The following is a 25,757-nucleotide window of genomic DNA, read 5'->3' on the forward strand; positions in this document are numbered from 1 at the left end:
ATCACCATTCGTAAGGGTCTCGCAACGGTACGGGGCGGCGCATACAGTCGGGTCATGAGCTCCTCAGCGTTGAGTAACGGCAGCCAGGTGACCTCCGCGGTCGCCGCGATCATCGAGGACGCGGCCGGCCGCGTCCTGCTGTGCCGCCAGGCCGGCGGTCACCGATTGTGGGGTCTCCCGGGCGGGCGGGTCCGGGCGGCGGAAAGCCCCGTGCACGCGGTCATCCGCGACATCCGCGAAGAGACAGGTCTCGAGACCGAGATTCTCGAACTCATCGGTTTGTATCAGCTGACCGGCGACGGCTGCGGCGCGTCCACGCCCGACCTGTTCGTGCACGTCTTCCGCGGCCGCATCGACGGCGACGGCGGCCCGGCCCTCAACGCACCGGGCCGGATCAGCGGCCTGGGCTGGCACGACACCGACTGCCTGCCGGAGCCCATGACCGCCACCACCCGCACCGCGATCGCCGACGCGACGGCCGGGCGCACCGGCGTGATCCGCGAGGTCCAGCGCGACGCGGAGCCCGAGATCATCGACGCCTGAAAGTTTCTTTTCCCCTGGTGAATCCCGCTTGGATCCGCTCGGGTACATCCGCAAAGATCTTTGCATGGCCCCGCGGTACTACGCGCTCGGCGACTCCATGTCGATCGACGACTACGCGGGCGGCCCCGGGCTGGGCGCCGCCTCTCTGCTCGCCGACGACCTCGGCATCGACCTGCTGCTCCTGGCGCGCGACGGCGCGACGAGCGACGACGTCCTGCGCCGCCAGCTCGGTCAGGTGGCCGGCCGCCCGGCCCTGATCACGGTGACCATGGGCGGCAACGACCTGCTGACCGCGATCGTCGAGTCACCGGACAAGGTCCCGGCCGCTGTCGAGGCGACGGCCGCGAACTACGACGCGCTGCTGACCTCGCTCGCCGCGACCGGCGCGCGGATCGTGGTCAGCACCGTGTACGACCCCACCGACGGCACCGGCGACCTCTCCTGGGCCGGCCTGCCCGACATCGACGAGGGCCTGGCGCTGCTGGAGTCGATGAACGCGGCGATCCGCTCCGTGGCCGCCCGGCACGGTGCGGCGGTGGCCGACCTCCACGTGGCGTTCCTCGGCCACGGTGCACAGGCCGGGGACATCACGCGGCCCGACTCGCATCCGGACAACCGGGAGCTGTGGCTGTGCGGGCACATCGAGCCGAACGCCTGGGGTGCGCAGGCGATCCGCGACACGTGGCGGGCCGCCCTACGGCGCTGAGCCGGTGGCGGGCAGCCCGGGCGCGCCGATCGTGCTCACGCCCGGCTCATGCGGCGGGGTTCACGGCTTGGGGCCTATCGCGTAGAGGCGCTGGACGGCCGCGAAGTACAGGTGATCACCGGAGAGCAGCAGTGACTCTCCCCCGTGCAGGGCGTCGACGTCGAGCTCCAGGCGCCGTAGGAGTCCGCCGGTCGTCGCGTCGGCGGCGACCAGCTCGACCCGGTGCGTGCTGACCCCGCCGCGGACCGCGAAGTGGTACACCACCGCATACACGACACCGCCGCCGTTGACCGGCGCCCAGTAGGAGGCGTTGACCTCGGCGTCCAGCCCGTACGAGGTGCGCCAGCGCCGGGCCCCGCTGCCGGCGTCGAAGGCCGCGAGCCCGCCGTGGCCGTCGACGACGAACAGCACTCCGTCGCCGACGCTCGCGTGGACCGGCGACTCGAGGGTCTCGGCGTCGCACCAGCGCTGGGTGCCGTCGGCCGCGGCGTACGCGCAGACGCCGGGCTCGCCGACGGAGTACACGGTGCCGGCCGCGGCCACGAGCTCGGCGCCGCTGGAGTCGTGCTGCCAGGCCGGGGTGCCGGTGGCCGCGTCGAAGGCCAGGATGCGGCTGGACTTCGCGGCGGTCGGGGCGCCCGGTCCCGCCGGGCCGGGCTCGGCCGACAGCGGGGGCGGCTCGGTGGCCTGCAGGACCAGGTCGCCCGCGCGGACCGGAGGGTGGAAGCCGGGCTCGCCGCCCAGGGGCGCGGTCCAGGCCGGGGTGCCGTCGGCGGTGCGGTAGGCGGTAAGCGTGGTGCCGGCACTGCGCAGGATCAGGTCGCCGGCCGTGGTGAAGCCGCCCGAGACGGCGTCCTCCAGCGGGGTCTTCCACTTCGGGGTGCCGGTGAGGGTGTACGCGAAGAGGGTGCGCTGCAGCGACGGGCGCGCGATCGACTCGACCAGGAGGGTGTCGCCCGCCGCCGCCAGCTGGCCGAACGCCTCGCCCGGGGCGCTGACGACGATCGGGCCCAGGTCATGGCCGGTGACGGCGTCGTAGCGGCGGATCGTGCCCCGGTCCGTGGCCGCGCCGCCGGTCGAGCGGAACACGGTGCCGTCGATCGCGATGGCGTCGCCGACCTGCTCGGACGGGCCGCCGGCGGGGGCCGTCCACGCGCGGGTCAGGTGCTTGGCCACGGCGCGGTTCAGACGGCCGGTCAGCGCCTGATGGCCGGAGCGGCCCGCATCGGCCCCGTCCTGGCGCCAGTCGGCGTCGGCGGCGGCGTGGGTGCCGTAGACCGCGGCCGCCGGGAGCGTGCCCGCGGAGGCTGGAGCCGCGCTGACCATGGCCGCGCTGACCGGGGACGCCCACAGGAGTGCCGGGACGAGTACAAAACGGAAATAATGCCGCACGGGGGCTCAACGAGCCCGCTCCCCGTTAGTGGCGCCTGCCGCTCGGACCGGGCGCACGGCCCGGGCCGGCGGGCTACTGGCGGCGGACGCCCTCGGCCAGCTCGGCGCTCAGCTTGGCCACCGCGGCCACGCCGGCCGCCGGGCTGTCGGCCTCCTGCAGGCAGCGGACCAGGGCGCTGCCCACGATGACGCCGTCCGCGAAGCCGCCGACCTCGGCCGCCTGGGCGCCGTTCGACACGCCGAGACCAACGGCGACCGGCACCGCGGACGGGCCGGCCAGCGCGCGGACGCGCGACACGATGACGGGTGCGGCCGTGCTGGTCTCGGTGCGGGCGCCGGTGACGCCCATGACGCTCGTGGCGTACACGAAGCCGCGGCACGCCGCCACGGTGCTCGCGATGCGGGCGTCGGTGGACGACGGGGAGACCAGGAAGACGCGGTCGAGGTCATGCTGGTCGCTCGCGGCCAGCCACGTGTCGGCCTCGTCCGGGATGAGGTCGGGGGTGATGAGCCCGGCCCCGCCCGCCGCGGCCAGGTCGGCGGCGAAGCGCTCGACGCCGTAGCGCTCGACGAGGTTCCAGTAGGTCATCGTCAGGATCGGCGCGCCGGTCGCGGCGGCGGCCTCCACGGTGGCCAGGCCGTCACGGACACGGAAGCCCGCGGCCAGGGCGGCCTCGGTGGCGCGCTGGATGACCGGGCCGTCCATGACCGGGTCGGAGTACGGGAGGCCGACCTCGACGATGTCCACGCCATTGTCGATCATGGCCTTGACGGCGTCGATGCCGATCCGGGTGGAGGGGAAGCCGGCCGGGAGGTACCCGATCAGCGCGCTGCGCCCCTCCGCGCGAGCCTTCTCGAAAGCGATCCGAACGCTCATGCCGAGGCCCCACTCATACGGAGAACCAATCCCGGGCGGTGTCCATGTCCTTGTCACCGCGGCCCGAGAGGCAGATGACCACTGTGGGTTCGCGGCCGAGCTCGGCGGCCAGCTGCGGAATCACGCGCAGGGCGCCGGCGACGGCGTGCGCGCTCTCGATCGCCGGGATGATGCCCTCGGTGCGGCACAGCAGCTTGAACGCGGCCATCGCCTCGGCGTCGGTCACCGGCTCGTAGCGCGCGCGGCCCGTGTGGTGCAGGTAGGCGTGCTCGGGGCCGACCGCGGGGTAGTCCAGGCCCGCCGAGATCGAGTGCGACTCGACGGTCTGCCCGTCCTCGTCCTGCAGGAGGTAGGTGCGGGCTCCGTGCAGCACACCCGTCGCGCCTCCGGTGATGCTCGCCGCGTGCCGGCCGGTGTCGACGCCGTCACCGCCGGCCTCGAAGCCGTAGAGGCGCACGTCGGAGTCGGGCACGAAGGCGTGGAAGGCGCCGATCGCGTTGGAGCCGCCGCCGACGCAGGCCGCCACGGCGTCGGGAAGCTGCCCGGTCTGCTCGAGGATCTGGCGGCGGGCCTCGACGCTGATGCCGCCGACGAAGTCGCGGACCATGGCCGGGAACGGGTGCGGGCCGGCCGCGGTGCCGAGCAGGTAGTGGGTGTTGTCGACGTTCGTCACCCAGTCGCGCAGGGCCTCGTTGATCGCGTCCTTGAGCGTCTTGGAGCCGGTCGTGACGGGGATGACGGTGGCGCCGAGCATGCGCATGCGGGCGACGTTGAGCGCCTGGCGGCGGGTGTCCTCCTCGCCCATGTACACGATGCACTCGAGGTCGAGCAGGGCGCACGCGGTCGCGCTGGCGACGCCGTGCTGGCCCGCGCCGGTCTCGGCGATGACCCGGGTCTTCCCCATGCGCCGGGTCAGCAGGGCCTGGCCCAGCACGTTGCGGATCTTGTGCGCGCCCGTGTGGTTGAGATCCTCTCGCTTCAAGAAGATCGTCGCTCCGGTACCGCGGGCCAGCCGCTCGGCCCGGTAGAGCGGGCTCGGCGTGTTGGCGTAGTCGCGCAGCAGCTTGCCGAACTCGGCCTGGAACGACTCGTCGGCCTGCGCGTGGCGGTAGGCGGCGTCGAGCTCGTCGAGGGCGGCGATGAGCGCCTCGGGGACGAACCGCCCGCCGAAGGTGCCGAAGTGCCCGGCCGGGTCCGGGAGCAGGCCGGCGGCCGACAGGAACGCGTTCATCGGGCGGCCCGCGGGGTGGCCGGGTGGCTGCCGGCGGTGACGAGCTCGGCGACGGCCTCGCGCGGGCTCTTCTGGGTCACCAGTCCCTCACCGACCAGGACGGCGTCGGCTCCGGCGGACGCGTAGCGGATCAGGTCGTGCGGCCCCCTGACCCCCGACTCGGCGATCTTGACGACCTCCGCGGGCAGGCCGGGCGCGATACGCTCGAACACCGTCCGGTCGACCTCCAGCGTGCGCAGGTTGCGGGCGTTGACGCCGATGACCCGGGCGCCGGCCTCCAGCGCGCGGTCGGTCTCCTCCTCGTCGTGGACCTCGACGAGCGCGGTCATGCCGAGGCTCTCGATGCGGTCGAGGAGTCCGGAGAGCGTGTTCTGGTCGAGCGCCGCCACGATCAGCAGCACCAGGTCGGCGCCGTAGGCCCGGGCCTCGTGCACCTGGTAGGAGGACACGACGAAGTCCTTGCGCAGCATCGGGATGTCGATCGCGGCCCGCACCGCGGCGAAGTCGTCGAGGCTGCCGCCGAACCAGCGGCCCTCGGTGAGCACGCTGACGCAGCGGGCACCGCCGGCCGCGTACTCCTTCGCGAGCTCCGCCGGGTCCGGGATCTCCGCGATGGCACCCTTCGACGGTGAGGAGCGCTTCACCTCGGCGATCACGCCGACGCCGGGCGCGCGCAGCTTGGCGTACGCGTCGAGGGGCGGCGGGGCCTCCGCGGCGCGCTGCTTGATGTCCGACAGGGGCACCTGGGCCTCGCGGACCGCCAGGTCCTCGCGCACTCCGGCGAGGATCTCGTCGAGCACCCGTCCGCTTTCCGCGTTGATCAAGGAGCTCCCCTCTCCGGTGGTCATGCGACCGATGCTAGGTCGCCCCCGGTGCGGGGACGGTCGCGGGGGTATGGCCGACATCACCTGATGGACTAGGGCATAATGCCTCGCCGCCGGGTTTTGTCGTACCCCCGTTCTATCGTGACCCTCATGAGCGCGGCTAAAGCCAACGCATTGACGGCGACCTGGGCCTCCCGGTCTCCGGGCGCCGTGTTCTCCGCCGCCGCCGTCTATCCCCTGCTGGCGCTGCTGGCCTCGGTGGCCGCCGGACGCGCCCGGCTGGAACTCTCCGCGGTGGCCCCGCAGACCATGCGGCTGCCGGTGCGCAGCGCGCTGGGCCTGTGGACCCGGGAGGGCGTCCCGCTCACCCTCGACTGGGCCGCCCGGGCCGACCCCCGCCTGACCGGCGATCCGCTGATCGACCGCCCGCTGCTCGACGCGTGGGCGGCCGCCCAGACCGGCGCTCCCGTGCCCCCGTTGCCGTTCACGGCCGCCGACCCGGACACCGTCGTGCTGGCCGCCGCCCTGGCCGTCACCGCCGACTGGGTGATCCCCTTCACCGACGGCGTCCTGCGCCCGGCCGCCGGCCCCTGGGCCGGGCGCCGGCTCGCCTCCCTGCACCGCCGCGACCCCGACCTGACCGCCCTGCGGGCCGCCAAAAGCCCGTCCGCCGTGGTCACTCTCCTGACCGTCCGCGGCACGGCCGACATCGATGTCGTCCTGTGTACTGCCGCAGGCGCCGCGCCACCGCCCGACGTCCTGGCCGCAGCCGTGGAAACTTTCGCCACCGCCCCGGTCGCGCGGAAGGGCCCCGGCGTCACCTCGGCCCTGGTCGACGCGGCCGACCCGGCCCCCGAGCTCGTGGTGAAGATCCCCCGCTTCGCCGCCGCGGCCACCCACGACCTGCTGCGCTCAGCCGACGTCTTCGGCCTGCGCGCGGCGGCCGAGACCGCCCTCTTCCCCGGCATCAGCGACGAGCCGCTCCGCGTCGCCACGGCCGCGGTGAGCGCGGCCGCCGCCTTCACCGCCCCCGGCTTCCGCGCCACCCCGGTCACCCGCGCGCCGATGGTCCCGGTGACCCTGGCCCCGCCTCCGGCGACCGCCCGCGCCCTGCGGGTGACGGTCCGCTTCGACGAGCCCTTCGGCTACCTGGCCGTCCACCGCCCGACCGGCCTGGTCCTCCTGGCCGGCTGGATCGACGACCCCGAGCCCGCACGGTGACCGCCGTGACGACCGGCCCGCCGGCCCGCCGCACACGCACCGGCCGGCCCGACGGGCCCGCAGGCGGCACCATGACGCTCGGCTCGAGGCCGTCGCCGGCACCGGCCGCGGCGTGCGACTTAGCGCGACCGGCTTCTGTCGCCTCCGTCGGCGGCCCGCAGGATGGCACCATGACGCTCGGCTCGAGGCCGTCGCCGTCGCCGGCACCGGCATCCGACTTTGGCGCATCCGGCCTTTTGTCGCGTCCGGCGGCGGCCCGCAGGGAGGCCGGGCGGAGGAGTTCGGCGGCTGTTGACGGCCGTACACAGGTGATCGGGGGAGCGCGATGAGTGTTGCGGCAGCCAACCGGCTGACCGCCCGGTGGGCGGCCCGGCTGACCAGCGACGAGGGGACGGTGCTCTCGGGCGCCGGCGCGTATCCGCTCCTGGCCCGGCTGGCCGGGTTCGCGGACGGGGCGGCGGCCGCGGAGCTGGGTGCGGTGGCGCCGACGCCGCTGGAGCTGCCCGCGGTGGTGCAGGCGGCGCTCGGGCTGTGGGCCCGTGCCGACCTGACGCTGCAGCCGGGCGGGCAGGAGCTGGTCGCCGGAGTGCTCACCGATGACCGGGCGCCGCTTGACGCGTGGGCGTGCGAGCACACCGGCGGGCTGATCCCCACGATGCCGATCGAGCTCGACAAGAGGACCCGGCTCGTGCTCGCCGCCGCGCTGGCTGTGGAGACGCTGTGGGTCGAGCCGTTCGAGGAGGACGAGGCGTACTTCACGGGCCCTTGGGAGGGACGGCTGGCCAACCTGCTGTTCCGGGAAGCCAGGACACCCGAGGGCCTGGCGGTCCTCGACACCGCGGTCGGAGCGGTCACCACCGCCACCGTGCGCGGCCGTGACGATGTCGACGTGGTTCTGCTGCTGGGCGAGGAGGATCGGGGCCCGGGCGCGCTGCTGCCCGCCGTGATCGCGGCCCTGCCCGCGCTCGACAGCACCCCGTTCCGCCTGCACGGCCCCGGCATCACCGTCCGGCGGCACTTCGAGCCCGGCTACCGGCTGAAGGTCCCCCAGTTCGCGGTCCAGGCCGAGCACGACCTCCTGGCCGCGGCCGACGTGTTCGGGCTGCGCGCAGCCGCCGACCCGTCCCGCGGCCACTTCCCCGGGCTGGCCGTCGAGCCGCTGGCCGTCACCGCCGCGGTCCAGGCGGCGACCGCGGCGTTCTCGGCGACCGGGTTCAAGGCGGCCGCGGTGATCGTGGACGGCATCGGCTACGGCATGGACCCGCCGCACGAGACGGTCCACGTCTGCTTCGACCGGCCGTTCGGTTTCCTGGCCGTGCACCGTCCGACCGGGCTGGTGCTCTTCGCGGGCTGGGTGGCCGAGCCGGCCGAGGGCGACTACCGCTCCGTCTGATCCGCCGGCGGCTGCTCCGTGTGGTCCGGGCGGCGCCAGCGGGCCGGGATCTCGCCGCGGGCCTGCATCTCCTTCCACTTCGCGAAAGGGTCGAACTCGTGCTCGAGCGGCTCCTGGTCGGGGCGGTCGGGTTCGGGGACGTGGACGAGGTTGATGCGGATGCGGTACCAGACCGAGTTGATGCCGCGCATCGAGTCGACCAGGACGTCGGCCGGTTCGAGGAGGGGCCAGACGGTCGGGTGGCGCTCCTTCCAGCGGTCCAGGTCGGCCAGGGCCTCCTCGCGGGTCGCCGTGCGGGTGATCTCGATGAGCGGCATCGTCGGCTGGCGGCGGCCGGCGCCCTTCTTGGCCGGGGCGCGCTTCTTGAACGTCGACGCCAGCTCCAGGAGCTGCTCCAGGGAGCCGCGGGCGTCCTCGATGCCGGTCCAGGGGTCGGTGCGGGCCGGGACGGTGTCGATCGTGTACTCCCCCGGGTCGCAGCCCGGCACCTCGTCCCAGCTGAGGGGGGTCGAGACCTTCGCCTCCTCGGAGGGGCGGACGGAGTACCCGGAAGCGGTCGTGTGGTCTTTGGCGTTCTGGTTGTAATCGAGGAACACGCCGTGGCGCTCCTCTTTCCACCAGGCGCCGGTGGCGAGGTCGGGGGCGCGGCGGGCGACCTCGCGGGCGAAGCCCTCGGCGGCCCGGCGGACCTCGGCGAAGGTCCAGCGCGGCTCGATGCGCGCGTAGATGTGGAAGCCGCGGGAGCCGGAGGTCTTGGGCCAGCCGGCCAGGCCGTACTCCTCCAGGACCTCGCGGGCGATCAGGGCGACGTCGACCACCTGCGCCCACGGCACGCCCGGCACCGGGTCGAGGTCGATGCGCAGCTCGTCGGGGTGGTCGACGTCCTCGGCGAGGACGGAGTGGGTGTGCAGCTCCAGGCAGCCGAGGTTGACGACCCAGGCGAGCTGGGCGGCGTCGCGCAGCACGATCTCCTCGGCGGTGCGCCCGGAGGGGTAGCGCAGCTCGACCGTCTCGATCCACTCGGGCCGCTTGGCGGGAGCCCGCTTCTGGAAGAACGCCTCGCCCTCGATGCCGTTGACGTAGCGCTTGAGCGCCATCGGCCGCCCGCCGGCGCCTCGCAGCGCGCCGTCGGCCACGGCCAGGTAATAGCGGACGACTTCCAATTTGGTGCGGCCGGACTTGGGGAAGTACACCTTGTCGGGGTTTGTGATCGTCACCTCGCGCCCGGCGACCTCGATCACTTCCTCAGCGCTGCTCGCCATGCGCCGACCCTACTCGTGCCGATCCCCCTCGGTCGGGTCTTCACCACGGTCGAGCGCGTCCCACAGGTCGTGCTGGGAGACAGTGGCCTTGCGCTGGGTGGGGCGCTCGTAGCGGGCGCTCATCCCCGGCCAGGAGCGCCCAGCCCGGATCGTGACCACGCCGGCGGCCAGGACGATCAGCCCGCCGAGCGTGGCCAGCAGCGGCCAGGCCACCTTGACGTGGTCGTCGAGGGTCACCAGGGACGCGACGGCCGTGCCGAGGCCGGCCAGGACCAGCAGCACACCGACGACAAGGCGGGCGGCGGCGCGGGTCGCGAACAGCGCGCCCGCGCCGGCCAGGGCGACAACGGCCAGGGCCGGCAGCCAGGGGGCGATGTCGGTGCCGGTGCGGTGCTCGGTCATCGGCGGCAGCGGGGCCGGCTGGGCGGTGACGAGATCCTGCCAGCTGCGCGTGGCGGCCAGCAGCACCAGCGCCGCGGCAACGGCACTGGCGGCCGCTGTGGTCGTCAGGCCCCGCCGACCGTTCATCGCGCGGGCCGCAGCGTCTCGGCCGTGGCGATCGCGGCCAGGACGGCGGCCGCCTTGTTGCGGGTCTCCGTCTCCTCCGCGACGGGGTCGGAATCGGCGACGATACCGGCCCCCGCCTGCACATACGCCATGCGCTCGCGCATGAGGGCGGTGCGGATCGCGATGGCGGTGTCCATGTCGCCGCCGAAGCCGAAGTAGCCGACGACACCGCCGTAGAGGCCGCGGCGGGTGGGCTCGAGCTCCTCGATGATCTCCATCGCGCGGACCTTCGGCGCGCCCGACAGCGTGCCGGCCGGGAACGTGGCGGCCAGGGTGTCGAAGGCGGTCCGGTCGTCATTGAGCTCACCGACGACCGTGGAGACGATGTGCATGACGTGGGAGTACCGCTCGACGGTCATGAACTCGGGCACCTCGACGGTGCCCGGCTTGCACACCCGGCCCAGGTCGTTGCGGGCCAGGTCGACGAGCATGACGTGCTCGGCCCGCTCCTTGGGGTCGGCGAGCAGGTCGGCCGCGAGGGCGGCGTCCTCCTCCGGGGTGGCGCCGCGCCAGCGGGTGCCCGCGATGGGGTGCAGCAACGCCCGCCTTCCATCGACCTTCACGTGTACCTCGGGCGAGGACCCGACCACGTCGAAGCCCTCGAAGCGCAGGAGGTACATGTACGGGCTGGGGTTGGTGGTGCGAAGCACTCGGTACACGTCGAGGGGGTCGGCCTCGGTCGCGCGCTCGAAGCGCTGGGCGACCACGATCTGGAAGCACTCCCCGGCCCGGATGGCCTCCTTGGCCTGCTCGACGGCTTTCGGGTACTCCCCCGCGGGCGTGCGGCTGACGACCTCGCCGAGCGCAACCCGGTCCACAGTGGACACCAGCGGCGGCGTGGGCCGGGACAGCGCCGTGGTCATGGCGTCGAGCCGGCCGATCGCCTGGTGGTACGCGGCGCTCACGGCGGCCTCGTCGGCCCCCGCCTCCGGCAGCACGACGTTGGCGATGAGCAGCGCGGACCCCTCGAAGTGGTCCAGGGCGACGAGGTCGGTGGCGAGCATCATGCCGAGCTCGGGGTGGCCGAGGTCGTCGAGGGCGATGTCGGGGAGTCGCTCGAAGCGGCGCACGGCGTCGTAGGACAGGAAGCCGACGAGCCCGCCGGACAGCGGCGGCAGCTTCAGGTCGCGCAGGTCGGCGTCGTCGGCGGTGAGTGCCGCGATCGTCGCGCTGAGCACCGCTGTCGGGTCGCCGTCGACAGGGATGTTCGCCGGCGGGGTGCCCAGCCAGTGCGCCTGCCCGTCCCGCTCGATCAGGGTGGCGACGCTGCGGACGCCGATGAAGCTGTACCGCGACCACACGGCGCCGGCCGCACCCGCCCCCTGCTCGGCCGACTCCAGGAGGAACGTGCCGGGGCCGCCGGCCAGCTTGCGGTACACCCCGACGGGCGTCTCACCGTCGGCCAGCAGCCGCCGCGTCACCGGAACGACACGGCGAGTGCGGGCGAGCTCGCGGAACGTTGCCTCGTCTGGAGCCACGGCACCGGTCGTCATCCGGAGACCTCCAATGGGGTGTAGAAGCAGGTGTGGTTGCCGGTGTGGCAGGCGGCGCCCGTCTGCTCCACGGTGAGCAGCAGCGCGTCGCCGTCACAGTCGATCGCGATGGACTTGACGTGCTGGGCGTGACCGGAGGTCTCGCCCTTGACCCAGTACTCCTTCCGGCTGCGCGACCAGTAGGTCGCCCGGCCGGTCGTGAGGGTCCGGTGGAGCGCTTCGTCGTCCATCCAGGCCAGCATGAGCACCTTGCCTGTGCCTAACTCCTGGACGATGACCGGCACCAGCCCGGCCTCGTTGCGGACGAGACGGTCGGCGACTTCGGCATCCAGATTCGACGGCACGAAGACAATTCTCCCGCACCGTGGATACTCGGCGGTTCGGGGTCTATGGCTGGTGGTGTTTCGGGAGTACCTTGCAGGTGCGCCGCACGGAAGATCTGCGCGGTCGCCCACCCTTCCCCGCTCGTCGACGGCCACCCCCTACCCGTCTATCCGGGGGGCGCCCCACCGTCGGCTATGCGGTCGTCGGTCCCCGGGCGCCGTGTTGGCCTCCCGGCGTCCGCGACCCCAGCGCTGAGCCAACCAGCAGTCCGAGCGGGCGGCTGCCCCCGTTCGGACCGAGCGGACGGAGACCCCGCATGCACCCCAACGTCACCCCACCGAACGACCAGCCACCCTCGGACGGCCCGGCCGAGGCGGTAGTCCCGACACCCCGCCAGCCCCTCGACGCCGCGACCGACACCCCCGCGACCGCCGACGCCTCCACCTCTGCCGCCGACACCTCCGCGTCGTCCGGGTCGTCAGCGTCATCCGCGCCGCCTGCGGACTCCGAGTCGGACTCGGCGCTCTCGGAGGGGGAGCACCTGGCCGACGACCCGGCGATCTCGGTGACGGTGCCGGACGACATTTCCGCTCTGGTCGGTCCCGCGACCGACGAGAGCACCCCTGGGGTTGAGGACGCCGAGGCCGTCACTGACGCATCGGCTTCAGACGACATCACCGCCACCTCGGACTCCGTGGCCGCCGCCCCGGACTCCGTGGCTGTTTCGGACGTGGCGGCCAGCGCTTCGGACGACGCCACCGCTCCGGACGCGGTAGCCGGTGCTTCGGACGGCGCCACCGCTTCAGCGGTCGTGGCCGACACTGCGGACGAGGTCACCGCGGAGGACGACACTCTCGAGGTCACCGACGCCGTCACCGCAAAGGACACCGACGTTTCGGACACCGACGCCGCTACCGTTGCCGCCGACACCGATTCCGCCGATTCCGCCGACGCCGACGTTGAGGACACGGACGCGGTTGCCGACACCGAGGACGCTGCCACCGACGCGGATGCGGATGTCGACACCCAGGAAGCCGCCGCCGAGGACACGGATGCGGATGCGGTTGCCGACACCGAAGAAGCCACCGCCGCTGCTGAGGATGCGGATGCGGTTGCCGATGCGGACGATGCGGTGGCGGGCGTTGAGGATGCCGACGCCGTTGCTGCTGAGGATGTGGACGCCGAGCCGGTCGAGGACGCCACCGAGGCCGGGGACGAGACCGCCGAGGCCGTCGTCGAGGATGAGGCCCCCGCGGACGCGGAAGCCGAGGACGGCGACGAGCGGGTAGCGGAAAGCGACCAGGCCGCGGCGGAAAGCGAGACGGTCGACGATGACGATCCGGTCGCGGAGGTCGAAACCCCGGAGAGCGACGAACCGGCTGCGGAAGCGGAGGACGTCGCGGCTGCGGACGACGCGGAAGCGCTGACGGTCGAGGACGCCTCCACGGCATCCGACGAGCCCGCCGCCGAAGTCCAGGCCGCCTCCGACGAGCCCGCCGCCGACACTGAGGACGAAGCCACCGCCGAGCCCGCCGCCGAGGTGGCCGAGGACGTCGACACCGCAGAGGAAGCCGCCACGGAGGAAGCCGCCGGGGACGAGCCCGCCGCCGAGACCGCCGACGACGTTGAGGCCTCCGACGAGACCGGTGACGAGGAAGCCGTCGAAGAGCCCGCCGCCGAAGCCGACGCCGCTTCCGACGACCCGGCCGCCGACGCCGAGGTTGAGGATGTAGCCGCCGAAGAGCCGGCCGCCGAGGACGAGGAGCCGGCCGCCGCGGCCGACGCCGATGACGAGGACGTGGCCGCCGACGAGCCGGCCGCCGAGGTCGAGGACATGGCCGCGGAAGAGCCAACCGCCGCGGATGAGAATGATGCAGACGCGGAGCCGGCCGCCGAAGCCGCCGTCGAGGTTGAGGCCGCCGACGAGCCGATCGCTGCATCCGCCGACGAGGCAGAAGAGCCCGCCGCCGAAGTCGAAGCCGAGGTCGAGGCCGCCGACGAGCCCATTGCTGAATCCGCCGACGAGGCCGAGGAGCCGGCTGCCGAAGTCGAGGCCGAGGACGCTGCGGCTGAGGTTGAGGTCGAGGACGCCGTTGAGGAGCCGGCCGCTGAGGTGGAGAGCGGCGAGGTGGGCGCTGCGGTCGACGCGGAGGACGCTGTGGCTGTCGGCGGCGACGAGGTGGCTGCTGAGGTGACCGATGACGTTGTCGGCGGGGCTGAGGACGTTGCGGCTGAGGCCGAGGGGCGGGAGCTCGTGGAGGCTGTCGCTGCGGCGCAGACCAATGCCGTGATCGCTCAGGAGGAGGCGATCGAGGCGGCGGCTGACGCGGTTGTCGCTGAGGCGGTGGCCGAGGAGTTGGCGGCCGCGGTGGCTGAGGTCGACCCCGCGGACGCGGCGGCGGTTGCCGAGGCTCAGACCAATGCCGAGCTGGCGCTCGAGGCTGCCGTCGAGGCCATCGACGAAGCGGCCGCGGCGGCGGAGGTGGCCGAGGAGGCGGTGGCTGAGCTCGAGGCCGCCGAGGACGCGGCCGAGGAGTTCGCGGCTGAGGAGGCCGAGCTGGCGGAGGAGGCTGACGGGGCTGAGGACGCGGGTGAGGATGAGGCCGGCGAGGACGTCGTACTCCTCGTGACCGCTGACGCCACCCCCGAAGACGCCGCCGACGCCGGTGAGGACGTCGTGCTCGTGGTTGTCGAGGACGCCGCGTCCGAGGACGTGGCCGACGTCGAGGACGTGGCCGACGTCGAGGACGTGGCCGACGTCGAGGACGCGGCCGACGCCGACGCCGGTGAGGACGTCGTGCTCGTCGTCGTGGAGGACGCCGAAGCCGACGCGGACGCCGGTGAGGACGTGGTGCTTCTCGTGGTCGATGACGCGGCCGAGGAGGACGGCGACGCCGGGGAAGACGGTGACGCCGGCGAGGACGTCGTGCTGCTTGTCGTTGCGGAGCCGGTGGCCGAGGACGCCTCCGAAGACGACTCCGAGGACGCCGAGGAGGACGGCGACGAGGCTGCCGCCCTTCTCGAGGACGACGAGGACGAGGACGAAGACGTCGTGGCCGCGGCCGACGACGAGGAGAGCGACGAGGACGACGAGGACGAGCTCGCCGCCGCGGCGCAGTTGGCGCCGGGAGACATCACCGAAGAGCGGATCGTGCTCTGGAAGCGCAAGCGGGCCGACAAGTTCCGGACCCGGCTGGTGAAGGCCGAGTCGAAGTTCGTCGACGACCCGGTCAAGGCGGTCGCGCGGGCCAGTGCCGTGGTCAGCGACGCCATCGAGACCCTCGCCGAGAAGTTGCAGGAGCAGCAGCACGCGCTCAACCCGGGCAAGCACTCGAAGAAGCCGGACACGGAGGCGCTGCGGGTGGCGCTGCGGCAGTACCGGGACTTCCTCGAGCGGGTCCTCTCGCTCTGATCGAACGCGCATCCCAGAGGGCGGCCCGGGCAACCGGTCCGCCCTCTGTCGTATTCGCGGCCTTGCCCGGCCCACTGAATTCATCTACCGTTGAGTTCATCAAGCGTTGAGTTTCCATCCGTACCGCCAGGAAGGAGCGAACCCACGATGAGCACAGCGATCGAGGTCGAGCACCTCGTCATCGCGCGCGGCAAGCGGCGGGTGCTGCACGACTTCACCTGCTCCGTGCCGGCCGGCAGCGTGACCGGGCTGCTGGGCCCCAGCGGCAGCGGGAAGACGACGTTCATGCGGGCCGTGGTCGGCGTACAGAAGATCATCAGCGGCACCGTCACCGTCCTCGGACATCCGGCCGGGTCGCGGCCGCTGCGCGACAAGGTCGGGTACCTCACGCAGGCGCCGAGCGTGTACGCCGACCTGACAGTGCAGGAGAACGCGCGGTACTTCGCCTCGCTCTACGGCCTCGGCGCCCGCGCGGCCGACGAGGCCGTCTCCGACGTCGGGCTGCGCGAGGCCAAGGACCAGCTCGTCGGGCGCCTGTCCGGTGGGCAGCGGGCCCGGGCGTCGCTGGCCTGCGCGATCGTGAGCAAGCCGCAGCTGCTGGTGCTCGACGAGCCGACGGTCGGCCAGGACCCCGTCCTGCGCAACGAGCTCTGGCAGCGCTTCCACGCCCTCGCCCGGGCCGGCTCCACGCTGCTCGTGTCCAGCCACGTCATGGACGAGGCGGGCCGGTGCGACCGGCTGCTGCTGATCCGCGAGGGTCATCTGATCGCCGATCAGACCCCGGCGGCGGTACGTCAGTCGGCCGGCACGGACGACCTGGACGAAGCGTTCCTCAGGCTGGTCCAGGCCCACGACCCCGAGAAGGTGGGCTGAACCATGTCCCTGCGACTGACCTTCGGCACCGCCGGGCGCATCCTGCGCCAGCTGCGCCACGATCGCCGGACGATCGCCCTGATCCTCGTGGTGCCGACCGTGCTGCTGACCCTGCTGCGGTACCTCTACGACGACAACCCGTTCCTGTTCGACCGCGTGGGCCTTATCATGCTCGGCGTCTTCCCGCTCGTCATCATGTTCCTGCTGACGAGCGTGGCGATGCTGCGCGAACGCACCAGCGGCACGCTCGAGCGCCTCCTGACGACCCCGATCGGCAAGGTCGACATTCTCCTCGGGTACGGGCTGGCGTTTGCCGTAGCCGCGGCAGTACAAGCGACGATTGTCTCGGCTCTGGCTTATTGGCTCCTAGGCCTGGACACCCTCGGGCCGGCGTGGCTCGTCGCCGTGATCGCGGTCGGCAATTCAGTGCTCGGCATGGCCCTGGGGCTGCTGGTGAGCGCCTTCGCCGACAGCGAGTTCCAGGCCGTCCAATTCATGCCCGCGGTGGTACTGCCCCAGGTCCTCCTCTGCGGCCTGCTCCAACCGCGCGACCGGATGCCAGGCTGGATGGAGGCGATAAGTGACGTGATGCCCATGTCGTACGCGGTGCAGGCCCTCACCGAACTGGGCGCCCACACCGACCCGACCGGCACGATGTGGCGCGACCTGGCCATCATCGTCGCCTGCGTCATCGTGGCCCTGCTCCTGGGCGCCGCCACCCTCCGCCGCCGCACCGCCTGACCGCCTCACGCGGGGCCCGGACCCGTTCGCGGGTCCGGGCTTCCGCGCCGTCCACCGGCTCGCCTCGCTCGACGTGGATCACACCGAATAGGCTGACGACAAGGCACTCGCGTCGACGACCACGCCTCGCCGACCGGCTGCCGCTCGCGACGCACAGTCACGGTCCGACCCGGGCGCCGGCCGCACCCAGCTGGGCACGCGCGGGCCCGGCACGGCCGGCCGCGAGCGCGCCGCGGTCACCGCCAACCAGGCGAGGCACGGTCGAGCGCGAGCCGGGCACGGCGCGGTCGGGCACGGCGCGGCGCGGCGCGGTCGGGCACGGCGCGGCGCGGTCGGGCACGGCACGGCGCGGCGCGGTCGGGCACGGCGCGGCGCGGTCGGGCACGGCACGGCGCGGCGCGGTCGGGCACGGCGCGGCGCGCACGGCACGGCACGGCGCGGTCGGGCACGGCACGGCGCGGTCGGGCACGGCACGGCGCGGTCGGGCACGGCACGGCACGGCACCGCACGGCACCGCACGGCGCGGCGCGGCACGGGCGGGCACGGCGTGGCAGGGTCGAACGCGGGCGCTGCGCGGTCGGGCACGGCACGGTCGAGCGGGAGCGCGGTGCTTCGAACGTGGGCCGGGCGGGGCGGGCTTGTTTTCGATGGTGGATGGGTAACGGGCGGTCGGGCGGTGCCGGTGGGTAGCGCGCGGTACGACAAATAGGAAGAGGCACATGGCTCGCACCGGACGGCGCCCTGGCAATCAGGACACGCGTGAGGCGATCCTGACCGCTGCCCGCGAGGCTTTTGCCGAGCGCGGCTTCGAGGGGGCGTCAATCCGGCAGATCGCCGCCGGCGCCGGGGTCGACCCGGCCCTGGTTCACCATTACTTCGGGGCGAAGGACAAGCTGTTCCTGGCCACCATGAACGCCCCGATCGACCCCGGCGAGATCCTGCCCCAGGTCTTCGAGCCCGGCCTGGACGGCGTCGGGGAGCGCCTGGTCCGCACCTTCGTGTCGGTCTGGGACTCCCCCGCCGGTACCCCCGTCATAGCCCTGGTCCGCAGCGCCATGCAGCACGACTGGTCGGCCCGGATGCTCCGCGAGTTCCTGGTGAGCCAGATCCTGCGCCGCGCCATCCGAGCCCTGGACCTCGACCCCGCCGAGGCCCCCAAGCGGGCCGCGCTCGTCGCCTCGCAGATGATCGGGCTGGGCATCCTCCGGTACATCCTCAAGCTGGAGCCTCTGGCCTCGATGACTCCCGAGGAAGTGGTCCACAGCATCGCCCCCACCGTCCAGCGCTACCTGGCCGAGCCCCTCCCCTGAGCCAACCGCCGGTCGTCGAACCGCGCCCAAGCTCCAGCCACCGCCCCGCTGATCCGCACGGCACCAGCCCACGCCACGCCACACCGACCCCGCCTGCCCGCCCGCCCGCGACCACCATCGCCAGCGAAGGTGGCCGAATACCCACGGGGACGACGGCCGGGGTCATGCGAACTTGCTGATCGTGGGCGAGGAACACCTCCCCGGGATACAGACCCGGCGCCCGAACCACAAACGCGGACGCAGGGCGCGCGGACGGGCGCGGGCGGACGCGGCGCGGGCGCAGGACGCGGGCGGGAGCGGCGCAGGCGGACGCGGCGCAGGCGCAGGCGCAGGACGCGGGCGGGCGCAGGACGCGGCGGGAGCGGCGCGGGCGGGCGCGGCGCGGGCGCAGGACGTGGGCGCGCGGGGCTTGGGGTGTTGGGGCGGGATGGCTAGTCGTCGTCCTGGTCGGCGCAGTGGGTGCGGGCCTGGGGAGTCAGCAGGAGGGTGAAGATGACGGCGGCGCACAGTACTGGGATGAGGCGGAAGGAGAGGGGTGCCTCCAGGACCCAGGCCAGGAGCGGGGTCATGGTGCCGGTGAAGGCCCAGAAGACCAGGCTCGCCAGCCAGGCCCAGTGTTCGCCGCGTTTGACTCGGATGCCCAGGAAGACCAGGACGGCGGCCAGTGGGGACAGGAACAGGACGGCGTTGAAGAACAGGATGAAGTCCAGGTAGCCCGTGCCGCCCTGGGTCACCGGGTCCACCTGCATGCCGGAGAGCAGTACGCCGAGAGCCGTCAAGGCCAGGGTGAGCATGATGGCGCCCACCGCGTTGAAACCTGTCACCGCGATGCGTACCTGCATCGGCACGGATCGGCGCCCCCCGGCTGCCATGGAGTCAATGTAGGGCATCTACGCCCAGCTCGGACGGTTCGACGCATAGATGATGGCGGCGGGTCTGTGAAGCAGCTCAACGATCATGCAAACGGCGCCCGTGACTCCCCGCTCCGATCACGACCCGACCCGCCCCCGAGCGAGGCGGGCGGCAGAGCAGGGCAGGCGACAGACCGGGGCAGGCAGGGGCAGGCCGCCGCATGGGCACAGCAGAGAGGCAGACGGACGAAGCTAGGCGGTGGCCGGGCCGCGGTCGGCCGGTAGTGGGGAGAGCGCCCCGTCGATGGTCAGCGGGTCTGTTCCAGCCAGGAGGCGTAGAGGCGGGCGTAGATGGAGGTGGGGTCGGTCAGCAGGGTGGCGTGCGGGCCGCGCTGCACGACCCGGCCGCGGTCGACGACGATTACCTCGTCGGCGGACTGGGCGGTGGAGAGGCGGTGGGCGATGGCGATCGTGGTGCGGCCGCGGGTCACGGCGTCCAGGGTGCGCTGCAGGCGGACCTCCGTGGCCGGGTCGACGGCGCTCGTGGCCTCGTCGAGGACCAGCAGGTCGGGGTCGGCGACGTAGGCGCGGGCCAGGGCGACCAGCTGGCGCTCGCCCACGGAGAGGGACTCGCCGCGCTCGCCGACCTCGGTCTGCAGGCCGTCGGGGAGGGAGTCGAGCCAGTCGGACAGGCCGAGCTCGGTGAAGGAGCGCTGCAGGTCGGCGTCGGTCAGACCGGGGCGGGCGAAGCGGACGTTCTCGGCGATGGTGGCGTCGAAGAGGAAGCCGTCCTGGGGGACCATGACGACCCGGCTGCGCAGGGAGTCGAAGCGGATCTCGTCGAGCGGGGTGCCGGAGAGGCGGACCTGGCCCTTCGTCGGGTCCATGAGCCGGGTGAGGAGCTTGGCGAACGTGGTCTTGCCGCTGCCCGTCTCGCCGACCACCGCCACGCGGGTGCGGGCGGTCACGGTCAGGTCGACGTCGGTGAGGACCTCGGGGCCGTCGGGGTAGGCGAAGTGGACGTGGTCGAACGTCACGTCGATCGGGCCGTCGGGCAGGCGGCGGCCGGCCGGGCCGGGGTCGGCGACGTCGGGCTCGGTCTCGATGATGTCGAGGACCCGCCGCCAGCCGGCTATCGCGTTCTGGGCCTCGTTGAGGACCTCGGTGGCGACCTGGACCGGCTGGACGAACATGGTGGCCAGGAACAGGAACGCGGTGAGCTGCCCGACGGTCAGGTTGCCGCCGACGCCGAGCAGGGTGCCGACGACGATGACGCCGCCCAGGGCCAGGCCCGCGGCCAGCTCGCCGAAGCTCATGCTGATCACGTTGTTGGTCTGGGCCCGGAACTGGTTGCGGCGGGCCCTCTCGATCGCGCTGTCGAGGCGTTCGCCGGTGCGGGCCTGGATGCCGTAGGCCCGCACGACCGGGGCGCCGACGACGCTCTCCGCGATGACGCCGAGCATCGCGCCGACGCTCTCGCGGACCTCCATGTAGAGGACGCTGAGGCGGCGCTGGAAGAAGCGCACCACGAAGACCAGCGGGGCGAAGGCGGCGAAGACCACCAGGGTCAGCTGCCAGGAGTAGAAGAGCATGACGATCGTGGTGACCGTGAGCTGGCCCAGGTTGACCACGAAGAGCAGGCCGCCGAACTGCAGGAACTGGCTGATCTGGTCGACGTCGCCGGTGACCCGGGAGACGAGCGCGCCGCGTCGCTCGGACTGCTGGTGCAGCATCGACAGGTCGTGGATGTGCCGGAAGGTGCGGGCCCGGATGGCGGCCAGGGCCGTCTCGCTGACCGTGAACAGGCGCACGTTCATCAGGTACGCGCTGATCATCGTCACCAGCAGCACCCCGGCCGTCACGGCGACGATCCGGGTGATGACGCCGATGTCGGGGCCGCCGGAGGCGCGGATGCCGCGGTCGATGCCCTGCTGGATGGCGACCGGCACGGCGACCCGGCCGGCGGTGGCGACCAGGGCCAGGCCGAGGGTGCCGGCCAGCCCGGTGAACAGGTCGGGCGACAGGGCGAGGCCGCGGCGCAGGACCGAGGCCCGGGAGGCGCTCTCAACTGTCGTCATGCGCTCAGGGTCTCCTCGTCGAGCCGGCTCTCGCGGCCGTCGTCCAGGCGGTCGCCGTCGAACTCGTGCTCCCGCTCCCGCTCCTCCTCGGCCTTCTCGTAGGCGGTGACCAGGTCGGCGTAGCCGGGGGCGGTCTCCAGCAGCTCGCTGTGGGTGCCGTGGGCGACGACCCGGCCCCGCTCCAGGTAGACCACCTCGTCGGCGAGCGCGATCGTGGCCCGGCGGTAGGCGACGACCAGGATCGAGGCGGCCCCCCGGCCGTCGGCGGAGGCCGGGTCCCGGCGCAGGGCGGCCAGGATCGCCGCCTCCACGCGCGGGTCGACGGCGCTCGTCGCGTCGTCGAGGACCAGCAGGCGCGGGGAGCCGGCCAGGGCGCGGGCGATGGTCAGGCGCTGGCGCTGGCCACCGGAGAGCGACGTGCCGCGCTCGCCGACGGTGGTGTCGAGCCCGTCGGCCAGGTGGCCCACGAACCCGTCGGCCTGGGCCAGGCGCAGCGCCCGCCAGGCCTCCTCGTCGTCGACGCCGCGGCGGTCGAGCGTGATGTTGCCGCGGATCGTGTCGTCGAACACGAACGGGATCTGGGCGACCAGGGAGGTGCTGGCCGTCAGCGCGTCCTGGGTCAGGTCGCGCAGGTCGACGCCGTCGAGCGTGACGGTGCCGGTGGCCGGGTCGACCAGGCGGGCGGCGAGTGCGGCGATCGTCGACTTGCCCGAGCCGGTCGGCCCGACGAGCGCCACGGTACGCCCGGCGGGGACCTCGAAGGTGACGTCGGTGAGGACGTTCGGGCCGCTGCCCTCCTCGTTGGCGTACGCGAAGCCGACACCGCTGAAGCGCAGCGCCGCGGGGCCGTTGCCCGGCAACTCGGCCGTGCCGTAGACGGTGTCGCCCTCGGCGTCGAGGACCCGGCGGATCCGCTCCCAGCCCACGACGCTGCGCGGGAGTTCGCCGAGCACCCAGCCGATCGCCCGGACCGGAAAGGCCAGGACCGTGAACAGGAACGTGACGCTCACGACCTCCTCGACGCCGACGGCGCCGGAGCGGTATCGGAAGGCGCCGACGATCAGCACGGTCAGGGTGCCGATGCTCGGCAGGGCGTCGAGGACGGGGTCGAACATGGCCCGGACCCGGCCGACCCGGATGGTGGCGTCGCGCAGCTCGACCGCCTTGGCCGCGAACCGCTCGGTCTCCGACGCCTCCCGGCCCATCGTCTTGACGACCAGGGCGCCGTCGAAGCTCTCGTGCGCGACCGCGCTGACCTCGGCCCGCAACTGCTGCGCCCGGGCCACGCGCGGAGACATGCGCCGCGAATAGGCCACGTTGACCAGCAGCAGCGCCGGGAACACGGCCACGCCGACGAGCGCCATCGCCCAGTCGGTGACGAACAGCGAGATGACCGCGGCCACCAGCATCACGATGGTGCCGACGGCGAACGGGAAGGGCGCGATCGGATACCACGCCGACTCGACATCGGCGTTGGCGTTCGACAGCAGCGTCCCGGTCGCGTGGCGCTGGTGCCAGGCGAGGGGCAGGCGCAGGTAGCGGCGGGTGACCGCGCGCCGATACTTGGCCTGCAGGTTGAACTGCATCGCGCCCGCGCCGAGGCGGCGGCCGAAGATCCCGACGATCTTGCCCAGGCTGATCGCCAGGATCGCGAACCCGCCGAGCAGGATGGTGCCGGTGGCGACGCTGCCCCGGTCGAACGCGGGCACGACGATCTCGCCGACGACCCGGCCGGAGACGAACGCGGTGCCGATCGTCAGGAGCGCGAACAGCACGCTGCCGACCACGGACCAGGCGAACATGTGAGGCTCGTCACGGACCGCGTGCCCGAGGACCCGAAAGCCCTTCGCGAGCACTTTTCCACTGGTCACCGCATGCCCCCCGTGTCTGCGCCGGTAAGCGACCCGAGCGCACGATTACCTTACCGACGAGGTACGACAAAAAACGGACTAGCGTTATGCCCATGACTGCGTTCGCCCGTGATGAGCGCAACGCGCTCGCCGATGCGCTCCTGGCCGCCGGGCCGGACGCGCCAACGCTCTGCGAGGGCTGGGCCACCCGCGACCTCGCCGCCCACCTCGTGCTGCGCGAGCACCGCCCCGACGCCGCCGCCGGCATCATGCTCAAGGCCGTGGCGGGCCACACCCGGAAGGTCCAGGACAGCCTGGCCGCCGGTGACTACGCCGCCCTCGTCCAGCGGGTCCGCAAGGGACCGGCGCTGCTCAGGCCGTTCGACGAGGCCATGAACGTCGTCGAGTTCTTCGTCCACCACGAGGACATCCGCCGGGCCGCGCCGGAGTGGTCGCAACGCCCGATCCCGCAGCCGTACTCCCAGAGCCTCGCCAAGAACGCGAAGCGCACGGCCCGCCTGTCGGCCCGCAGGTTTCCGGCCCGCATCGAGGTCAGCGGCCCGGACGTCGAGCCGTTCACCGTCAACCCGAAGCAGGAGCGCGCGGTGAGCATCTCCGGGGCGCCTGGGGAGCTGGTGCTGTTCTTCAGCGGCCGCCAGTCGAGCGCGGAGGTGTCGATCACGGGTCCGGACGATCTGACCGAAAAGCTCCGTGGTGCACGCCTGGGCATTTGACGTACAACCGCTGAGTCTTCTTTCTGGTTCTAGACGGAGTATTCGACAGTTCTCTCACGTTTCGGTTTCGGGTCTAGCCGGTAACGCGATCGACGGTTTACCGTCACGTAACCGACGGACGTGATGCCAGTCACGAACCGGCGGCGTACTCTCCCGGACGCCCCGGAGGCAGCCCGACCATGACCCAGACCCAGCGGCTCGAACTGCCGTACCGCTCGATCCCGGACATGTTCCTCCACCGGGTCGCCACCAGCCCCGACCAGCGCGCTCTCGGGCGCCCGGCCCCGGATGACGCCGGCGAACCGATCTGGATGACCTGGCGCGAGGTCGACGCCCGCGCCCGCGCGATCGCGGCCGGCCTGACCACGCTCGGCGTGCGGCCCGAGGACCGGGTCGGGGTGCTGTCGGGCACCCGGCTCGACTGGATCCTCGCCGACCTGGGCATCATGCTGGCCGGCGCGGCCACGACCACCGTCTACCCGACGACGGAGCCGGAGGAGGCCGTGTACATCGTCACGGACTCCGGTTCCAAGGTGCTCTTCGCCGAGAACCCCGAGCAGGCCGCGAAGCTCGACGGCGCCGACCTGCCCCACCTCACGCACATCGTGCTGATCGACGGGGCGCCCCGCGGCACCGAGGCGAAGCCCACGATGACGCTCGCGGACCTCGAGGCGCGGGGGCAGGCGGCCATCGCCGCCGAGCCGGGCCTGATCGACGGCATCGTGGCCGGCATCGAGGGCGACCGGCTGGCCACCCTGATCTACACGTCCGGCACCACCGGGCGCCCGAAGGGCGTCGAGCTGCTGCACGCCGGCTGGATCTGGCAGGGCAGGACGCAGCAGGACACGGGCGTGCTGCGCGCCGACGACCTGCAGTACCTGTGGCTGCCGCTGTCGCACTCGTTCGGCAAGACGCTGCTGTGCGGGGTCATCTACTGCGGGATCCCGACGTACGTGGACGGGCGGGTCGACAAGCTCATCGACAACCTCGGCAAGATCCGGCCCACGCTGATGTGCGCCGCGCCGCGGGTCTTCGAAAAGGTGTACAACCGGGTCGTCACCGGCGCCCAGGCCGACGGCGGGGCCAAGCTCAAGATCTTCACGTGGGCCCTGGGGGTCGGCCGCAAGGTCGTCGCCGAGCGGCAGGCCGGGCGGGAGCCGGGCGGTGCGCTGAAGGTGCAGTACGGGATCGCCGACAAGCTCGTGTTCAGCAAGCTCCGGGCCCGCCTGGGCGGCCGGATGCGGGCGATGGTCTCGGGATCCGCGCCGCTCGCGCCGGAGATCGCCACGTTCTTCTTCGCCGCGGGCCTGCCGATCCTGGAGGGCTACGGCCTCACGGAGACGTCCGCGGGCTCCTTCGTCAACCGGGAGAACCACGCGAAGATCGGCACCGTCGGCCAGGCCCTGGGCGACCTCGAGGTCAAGCTCGACACCGACGGCGAGGTGCTGCTGCGCGGCACGCCTGTCATGCGGGGGTACCACAACCTGCCCGACGAGACAGCCGCCGCGTTCACCGAGGACCACTGGTTCCGCACCGGCGACATCGGCGAGCTGGACGCGAACGGCTTCCTGCGCATCACCGACCGCAAGAAGGACCTGATCAAGACGTCGGGCGGCAAGTACGTGGCCCCCAGCCACATCGAGGGCCTGTTCAAGTCGGTCTGCCCGTACACCTCCCAGGCCATCGTCGTGGGCCAGGCCCGCAACTACGTGACGATGCTGGTGACGCTCGATCCGGACGCGATCAAGGGCTGGGCCGACGGCACCCCGCTGGCCGGTCGCTCCTACGCCGAGATCGCCGGATCGCAGGAGGCCCAAGAGCTCGTCGGAGGGTACGTCCAGGAGCTCAACGGCAAGCTCAACCGCTGGGAGCAGATCAAGAAGTTCACGATCCTCCCGCGCGACCTGTCGATCGAGGACGGCGAGCTGACCCCGTCGCTCAAGGTCAAGCGGCGCGCGGTGGAGAAGTCCTTCTCGGCCGACATCGACTCCATGTACGCGGGCGCGCTCGCGGAGATCTAACTACAAGCCTCTATTCACACCCCACAGTGTCGTGGCCCCCGGGAACCGCCATCC

General features: G+C 72.7%; 21 protein-coding genes. 10 read left to right on the forward strand and 11 right to left on the reverse strand.

The window, feature by feature from the left end:
- Positions 1 to 54 precede the first annotated feature (54 nt).
- Positions 55 to 543 carry an NUDIX hydrolase gene (locus Dvina_RS43900; RefSeq protein WP_223096823.1) on the forward strand — a complete coding sequence of 163 codons (489 nt, stop codon included), beginning with the start codon at positions 55 to 57 and terminating at the stop codon, positions 541 to 543.
- Between the two features lie 64 nt (positions 544 to 607).
- Positions 608 to 1,249: an SGNH/GDSL hydrolase family protein gene (locus Dvina_RS43905; protein ID WP_223096825.1), complete on the forward strand. Its 642-nt coding sequence runs from the start codon at positions 608 to 610 to the stop codon at positions 1,247 to 1,249.
- A gap of 60 nt (positions 1,250 to 1,309) precedes the next feature.
- On the opposite strand, the gene Dvina_RS43910 is transcribed toward Dvina_RS43905, so the two are convergent.
- The 4 genes from Dvina_RS43910 to trpC all read right to left on the reverse strand — a co-directional run bounded on the left by Dvina_RS43910 (position 1,310) and on the right by trpC (position 5,549).
- Positions 1,310 to 2,641, reverse strand: a complete 1,332-nt coding sequence (locus Dvina_RS43910) for an outer membrane protein assembly factor BamB family protein (protein WP_223096827.1) — start codon at positions 2,639 to 2,641, stop codon at positions 1,310 to 1,312.
- Between the two features lie 73 nt (positions 2,642 to 2,714).
- A complete protein-coding gene (gene trpA / locus Dvina_RS43915) occupies positions 2,715 to 3,518 on the reverse strand; it encodes a tryptophan synthase subunit alpha (RefSeq protein WP_223096829.1) in 804 nt (267 codons plus the stop codon).
- A gap of 13 nt (positions 3,519 to 3,531) precedes the next feature.
- Entirely contained in the window at positions 3,532 to 4,749 is a 1,218-nt protein-coding gene (trpB, locus tag Dvina_RS43920; RefSeq protein WP_223096840.1) for a tryptophan synthase subunit beta, read from the reverse strand.
- Complete coding sequence (gene trpC, locus Dvina_RS43925; RefSeq protein WP_223106049.1) at positions 4,746 to 5,549, reverse strand: indole-3-glycerol phosphate synthase TrpC; 804 nt, start codon at positions 5,547 to 5,549, stop codon at positions 4,746 to 4,748. The genes trpB and trpC overlap by 4 nt, the downstream gene beginning before the upstream one ends.
- A gap of 174 nt (positions 5,550 to 5,723) precedes the next feature.
- Here trpC and Dvina_RS43930 point away from each other — a divergent pair, with 174 nt between their 5' ends.
- Together Dvina_RS43930 and Dvina_RS43935 are read left to right on the forward strand one after the other, a co-directional pair.
- The gene (locus Dvina_RS43930; RefSeq protein WP_223096842.1) at positions 5,724 to 6,794 is read left to right on the forward strand and encodes a serpin family protein; all 1,071 of its coding nucleotides are present in this window, start codon (positions 5,724 to 5,726) and stop codon (positions 6,792 to 6,794) included.
- A gap of 325 nt (positions 6,795 to 7,119) precedes the next feature.
- The gene (locus Dvina_RS43935) at positions 7,120 to 8,187 is read left to right on the forward strand and encodes a serpin family protein (protein WP_223096844.1); all 1,068 of its coding nucleotides are present in this window, start codon (positions 7,120 to 7,122) and stop codon (positions 8,185 to 8,187) included.
- Here the strand turns inward: Dvina_RS43935 and ligD are convergent.
- The 4 genes from ligD to hisI are packed head-to-tail and all read right to left on the reverse strand — an operon-like array spanning position 8,172 to position 11,862.
- Complete coding sequence (gene ligD / locus Dvina_RS43940; protein WP_223096846.1) at positions 8,172 to 9,449, reverse strand: non-homologous end-joining DNA ligase; 1,278 nt, start codon at positions 9,447 to 9,449, stop codon at positions 8,172 to 8,174. The genes Dvina_RS43935 and ligD overlap by 16 nt on opposite strands.
- A gap of 9 nt (positions 9,450 to 9,458) precedes the next feature.
- Complete coding sequence (locus Dvina_RS43945) at positions 9,459 to 9,977, reverse strand: Trp biosynthesis-associated membrane protein (protein ID WP_223096848.1); 519 nt, start codon at positions 9,975 to 9,977, stop codon at positions 9,459 to 9,461.
- Complete coding sequence (locus Dvina_RS43950) at positions 9,974 to 11,509, reverse strand: anthranilate synthase component I (protein ID WP_223096850.1); 1,536 nt, start codon at positions 11,507 to 11,509, stop codon at positions 9,974 to 9,976. Before Dvina_RS43950 ends, Dvina_RS43945 begins: the two co-directional genes overlap by 4 nt.
- A complete protein-coding gene (hisI, locus tag Dvina_RS43955; protein ID WP_223106050.1) occupies positions 11,506 to 11,862 on the reverse strand; it encodes a phosphoribosyl-AMP cyclohydrolase in 357 nt (118 codons plus the stop codon). The genes Dvina_RS43950 and hisI overlap by 4 nt, the downstream gene beginning before the upstream one ends.
- 287 nt (positions 11,863 to 12,149) lie before the next feature.
- Here hisI and Dvina_RS43960 point away from each other — a divergent pair, with 287 nt between their 5' ends.
- The 4 genes from Dvina_RS43960 (at position 12,150) to Dvina_RS43975 (ending at position 18,169) form a co-directional block, all read left to right on the forward strand.
- On the forward strand, positions 12,150 to 15,245 hold the full coding sequence (locus Dvina_RS43960; protein WP_223096862.1) for a midas domain-containing protein: 3,096 nt from the start codon (positions 12,150 to 12,152) through the stop codon (positions 15,243 to 15,245).
- Between the two features lie 147 nt (positions 15,246 to 15,392).
- The gene (locus Dvina_RS43965) at positions 15,393 to 16,118 is read left to right on the forward strand and encodes an ABC transporter ATP-binding protein (protein ID WP_223096864.1); all 726 of its coding nucleotides are present in this window, start codon (positions 15,393 to 15,395) and stop codon (positions 16,116 to 16,118) included.
- 3 nt (positions 16,119 to 16,121) lie between these two features.
- Positions 16,122 to 16,859, forward strand: a complete 738-nt coding sequence (locus tag Dvina_RS43970) for an ABC transporter permease (RefSeq protein ID WP_223096875.1) — start codon at positions 16,122 to 16,124, stop codon at positions 16,857 to 16,859.
- Between the two features lie 719 nt (positions 16,860 to 17,578).
- Positions 17,579 to 18,169 (forward strand): TetR/AcrR family transcriptional regulator, encoded by a 591-nt coding sequence (locus Dvina_RS43975; RefSeq protein ID WP_223096876.1) that lies wholly within the window; start codon positions 17,579 to 17,581, stop codon positions 18,167 to 18,169.
- 431 nt (positions 18,170 to 18,600) lie between these two features.
- Here Dvina_RS43975 and Dvina_RS43980 read toward each other — a convergent pair whose 3' ends face one another.
- The 3 genes from Dvina_RS43980 to Dvina_RS43990 form a co-directional block, all read right to left on the reverse strand.
- Entirely contained in the window at positions 18,601 to 19,041 is a 441-nt protein-coding gene (locus Dvina_RS43980) for a hypothetical protein (protein ID WP_223096878.1), read from the reverse strand.
- 287 nt (positions 19,042 to 19,328) lie between these two features.
- Positions 19,329 to 21,098, reverse strand: coding sequence for an ABC transporter ATP-binding protein (locus tag Dvina_RS43985; protein ID WP_223096880.1), 1,770 nt, complete (start codon positions 21,096 to 21,098; stop codon positions 19,329 to 19,331).
- Positions 21,095 to 22,954, reverse strand: a complete 1,860-nt coding sequence (locus Dvina_RS43990) for an ABC transporter ATP-binding protein (protein ID WP_246656663.1) — start codon at positions 22,952 to 22,954, stop codon at positions 21,095 to 21,097. Before Dvina_RS43990 ends, Dvina_RS43985 begins: the two co-directional genes overlap by 4 nt.
- Before the next feature lie 107 nt (positions 22,955 to 23,061).
- Here Dvina_RS43990 and Dvina_RS43995 point away from each other — a divergent pair, with 107 nt between their 5' ends.
- Complete coding sequence (locus Dvina_RS43995; protein WP_223096884.1) at positions 23,062 to 23,682, forward strand: TIGR03085 family metal-binding protein; 621 nt, start codon at positions 23,062 to 23,064, stop codon at positions 23,680 to 23,682.
- A 179-nt stretch (positions 23,683 to 23,861) separates the two neighbouring features.
- On the forward strand, positions 23,862 to 25,703 hold the full coding sequence (locus tag Dvina_RS44000) for an AMP-dependent synthetase/ligase (RefSeq protein WP_246655718.1): 1,842 nt from the start codon (positions 23,862 to 23,864) through the stop codon (positions 25,701 to 25,703).
- Positions 25,704 to 25,757 lie beyond the last annotated feature (54 nt).

It is taken from the genome of Dactylosporangium vinaceum (genome assembly GCF_019904175.1).
GTDB lineage: Bacteria > Actinomycetota > Actinomycetes > Mycobacteriales > Micromonosporaceae > Dactylosporangium > Dactylosporangium vinaceum.

Excerpts from the sequence above, each read along its gene's own strand:
- Dvina_RS43935 (WP_223096844.1), top strand. The coding sequence starts at position 7,120 with ATGAGTGTTGCGGCAGCCAACCGGCTGACCGCCCGGTGGGCGGCCCGG.
- Dvina_RS43960 (WP_223096862.1), top strand. The coding sequence starts at position 12,150 with ATGCACCCCAACGTCACCCCACCGAACGACCAGCCACCCTCGGACGGC.
- Dvina_RS44000 (WP_246655718.1), top strand. The coding sequence starts at position 23,862 with ATGACCCAGACCCAGCGGCTCGAACTGCCGTACCGCTCGATCCCGGAC.
- Dvina_RS43975 (WP_223096876.1), top strand. The coding sequence starts at position 17,579 with ATGGCTCGCACCGGACGGCGCCCTGGCAATCAGGACACGCGTGAGGCG.
- ligD (WP_223096846.1), bottom strand. The coding sequence starts at position 9,449 with ATGGCGAGCAGCGCTGAGGAAGTGATCGAGGTCGCCGGGCGCGAGGTG.
- trpB (WP_223096840.1), bottom strand. The coding sequence starts at position 4,749 with ATGAACGCGTTCCTGTCGGCCGCCGGCCTGCTCCCGGACCCGGCCGGG.
- Dvina_RS43945 (WP_223096848.1), bottom strand. The coding sequence starts at position 9,977 with ATGAACGGTCGGCGGGGCCTGACGACCACAGCGGCCGCCAGTGCCGTT.
- Dvina_RS43995 (WP_223096884.1), top strand. The coding sequence starts at position 23,062 with ATGACTGCGTTCGCCCGTGATGAGCGCAACGCGCTCGCCGATGCGCTC.
- Dvina_RS43980 (WP_223096878.1), bottom strand. The coding sequence starts at position 19,041 with ATGGCAGCCGGGGGGCGCCGATCCGTGCCGATGCAGGTACGCATCGCG.
- Dvina_RS43985 (WP_223096880.1), bottom strand. The coding sequence starts at position 21,098 with ATGACGACAGTTGAGAGCGCCTCCCGGGCCTCGGTCCTGCGCCGCGGC.
- Dvina_RS43950 (WP_223096850.1), bottom strand. The coding sequence starts at position 11,509 with ATGACGACCGGTGCCGTGGCTCCAGACGAGGCAACGTTCCGCGAGCTC.
- Dvina_RS43930 (WP_223096842.1), top strand. The coding sequence starts at position 5,724 with ATGAGCGCGGCTAAAGCCAACGCATTGACGGCGACCTGGGCCTCCCGG.
- Dvina_RS43905 (WP_223096825.1), top strand. The coding sequence starts at position 608 with ATGGCCCCGCGGTACTACGCGCTCGGCGACTCCATGTCGATCGACGAC.
- trpA (WP_223096829.1), bottom strand. The coding sequence starts at position 3,518 with ATGAGCGTTCGGATCGCTTTCGAGAAGGCTCGCGCGGAGGGGCGCAGC.
- Dvina_RS43965 (WP_223096864.1), top strand. The coding sequence starts at position 15,393 with ATGAGCACAGCGATCGAGGTCGAGCACCTCGTCATCGCGCGCGGCAAG.
- Dvina_RS43970 (WP_223096875.1), top strand. The coding sequence starts at position 16,122 with ATGTCCCTGCGACTGACCTTCGGCACCGCCGGGCGCATCCTGCGCCAG.
- Dvina_RS43900 (WP_223096823.1), top strand. The coding sequence starts at position 55 with ATGAGCTCCTCAGCGTTGAGTAACGGCAGCCAGGTGACCTCCGCGGTC.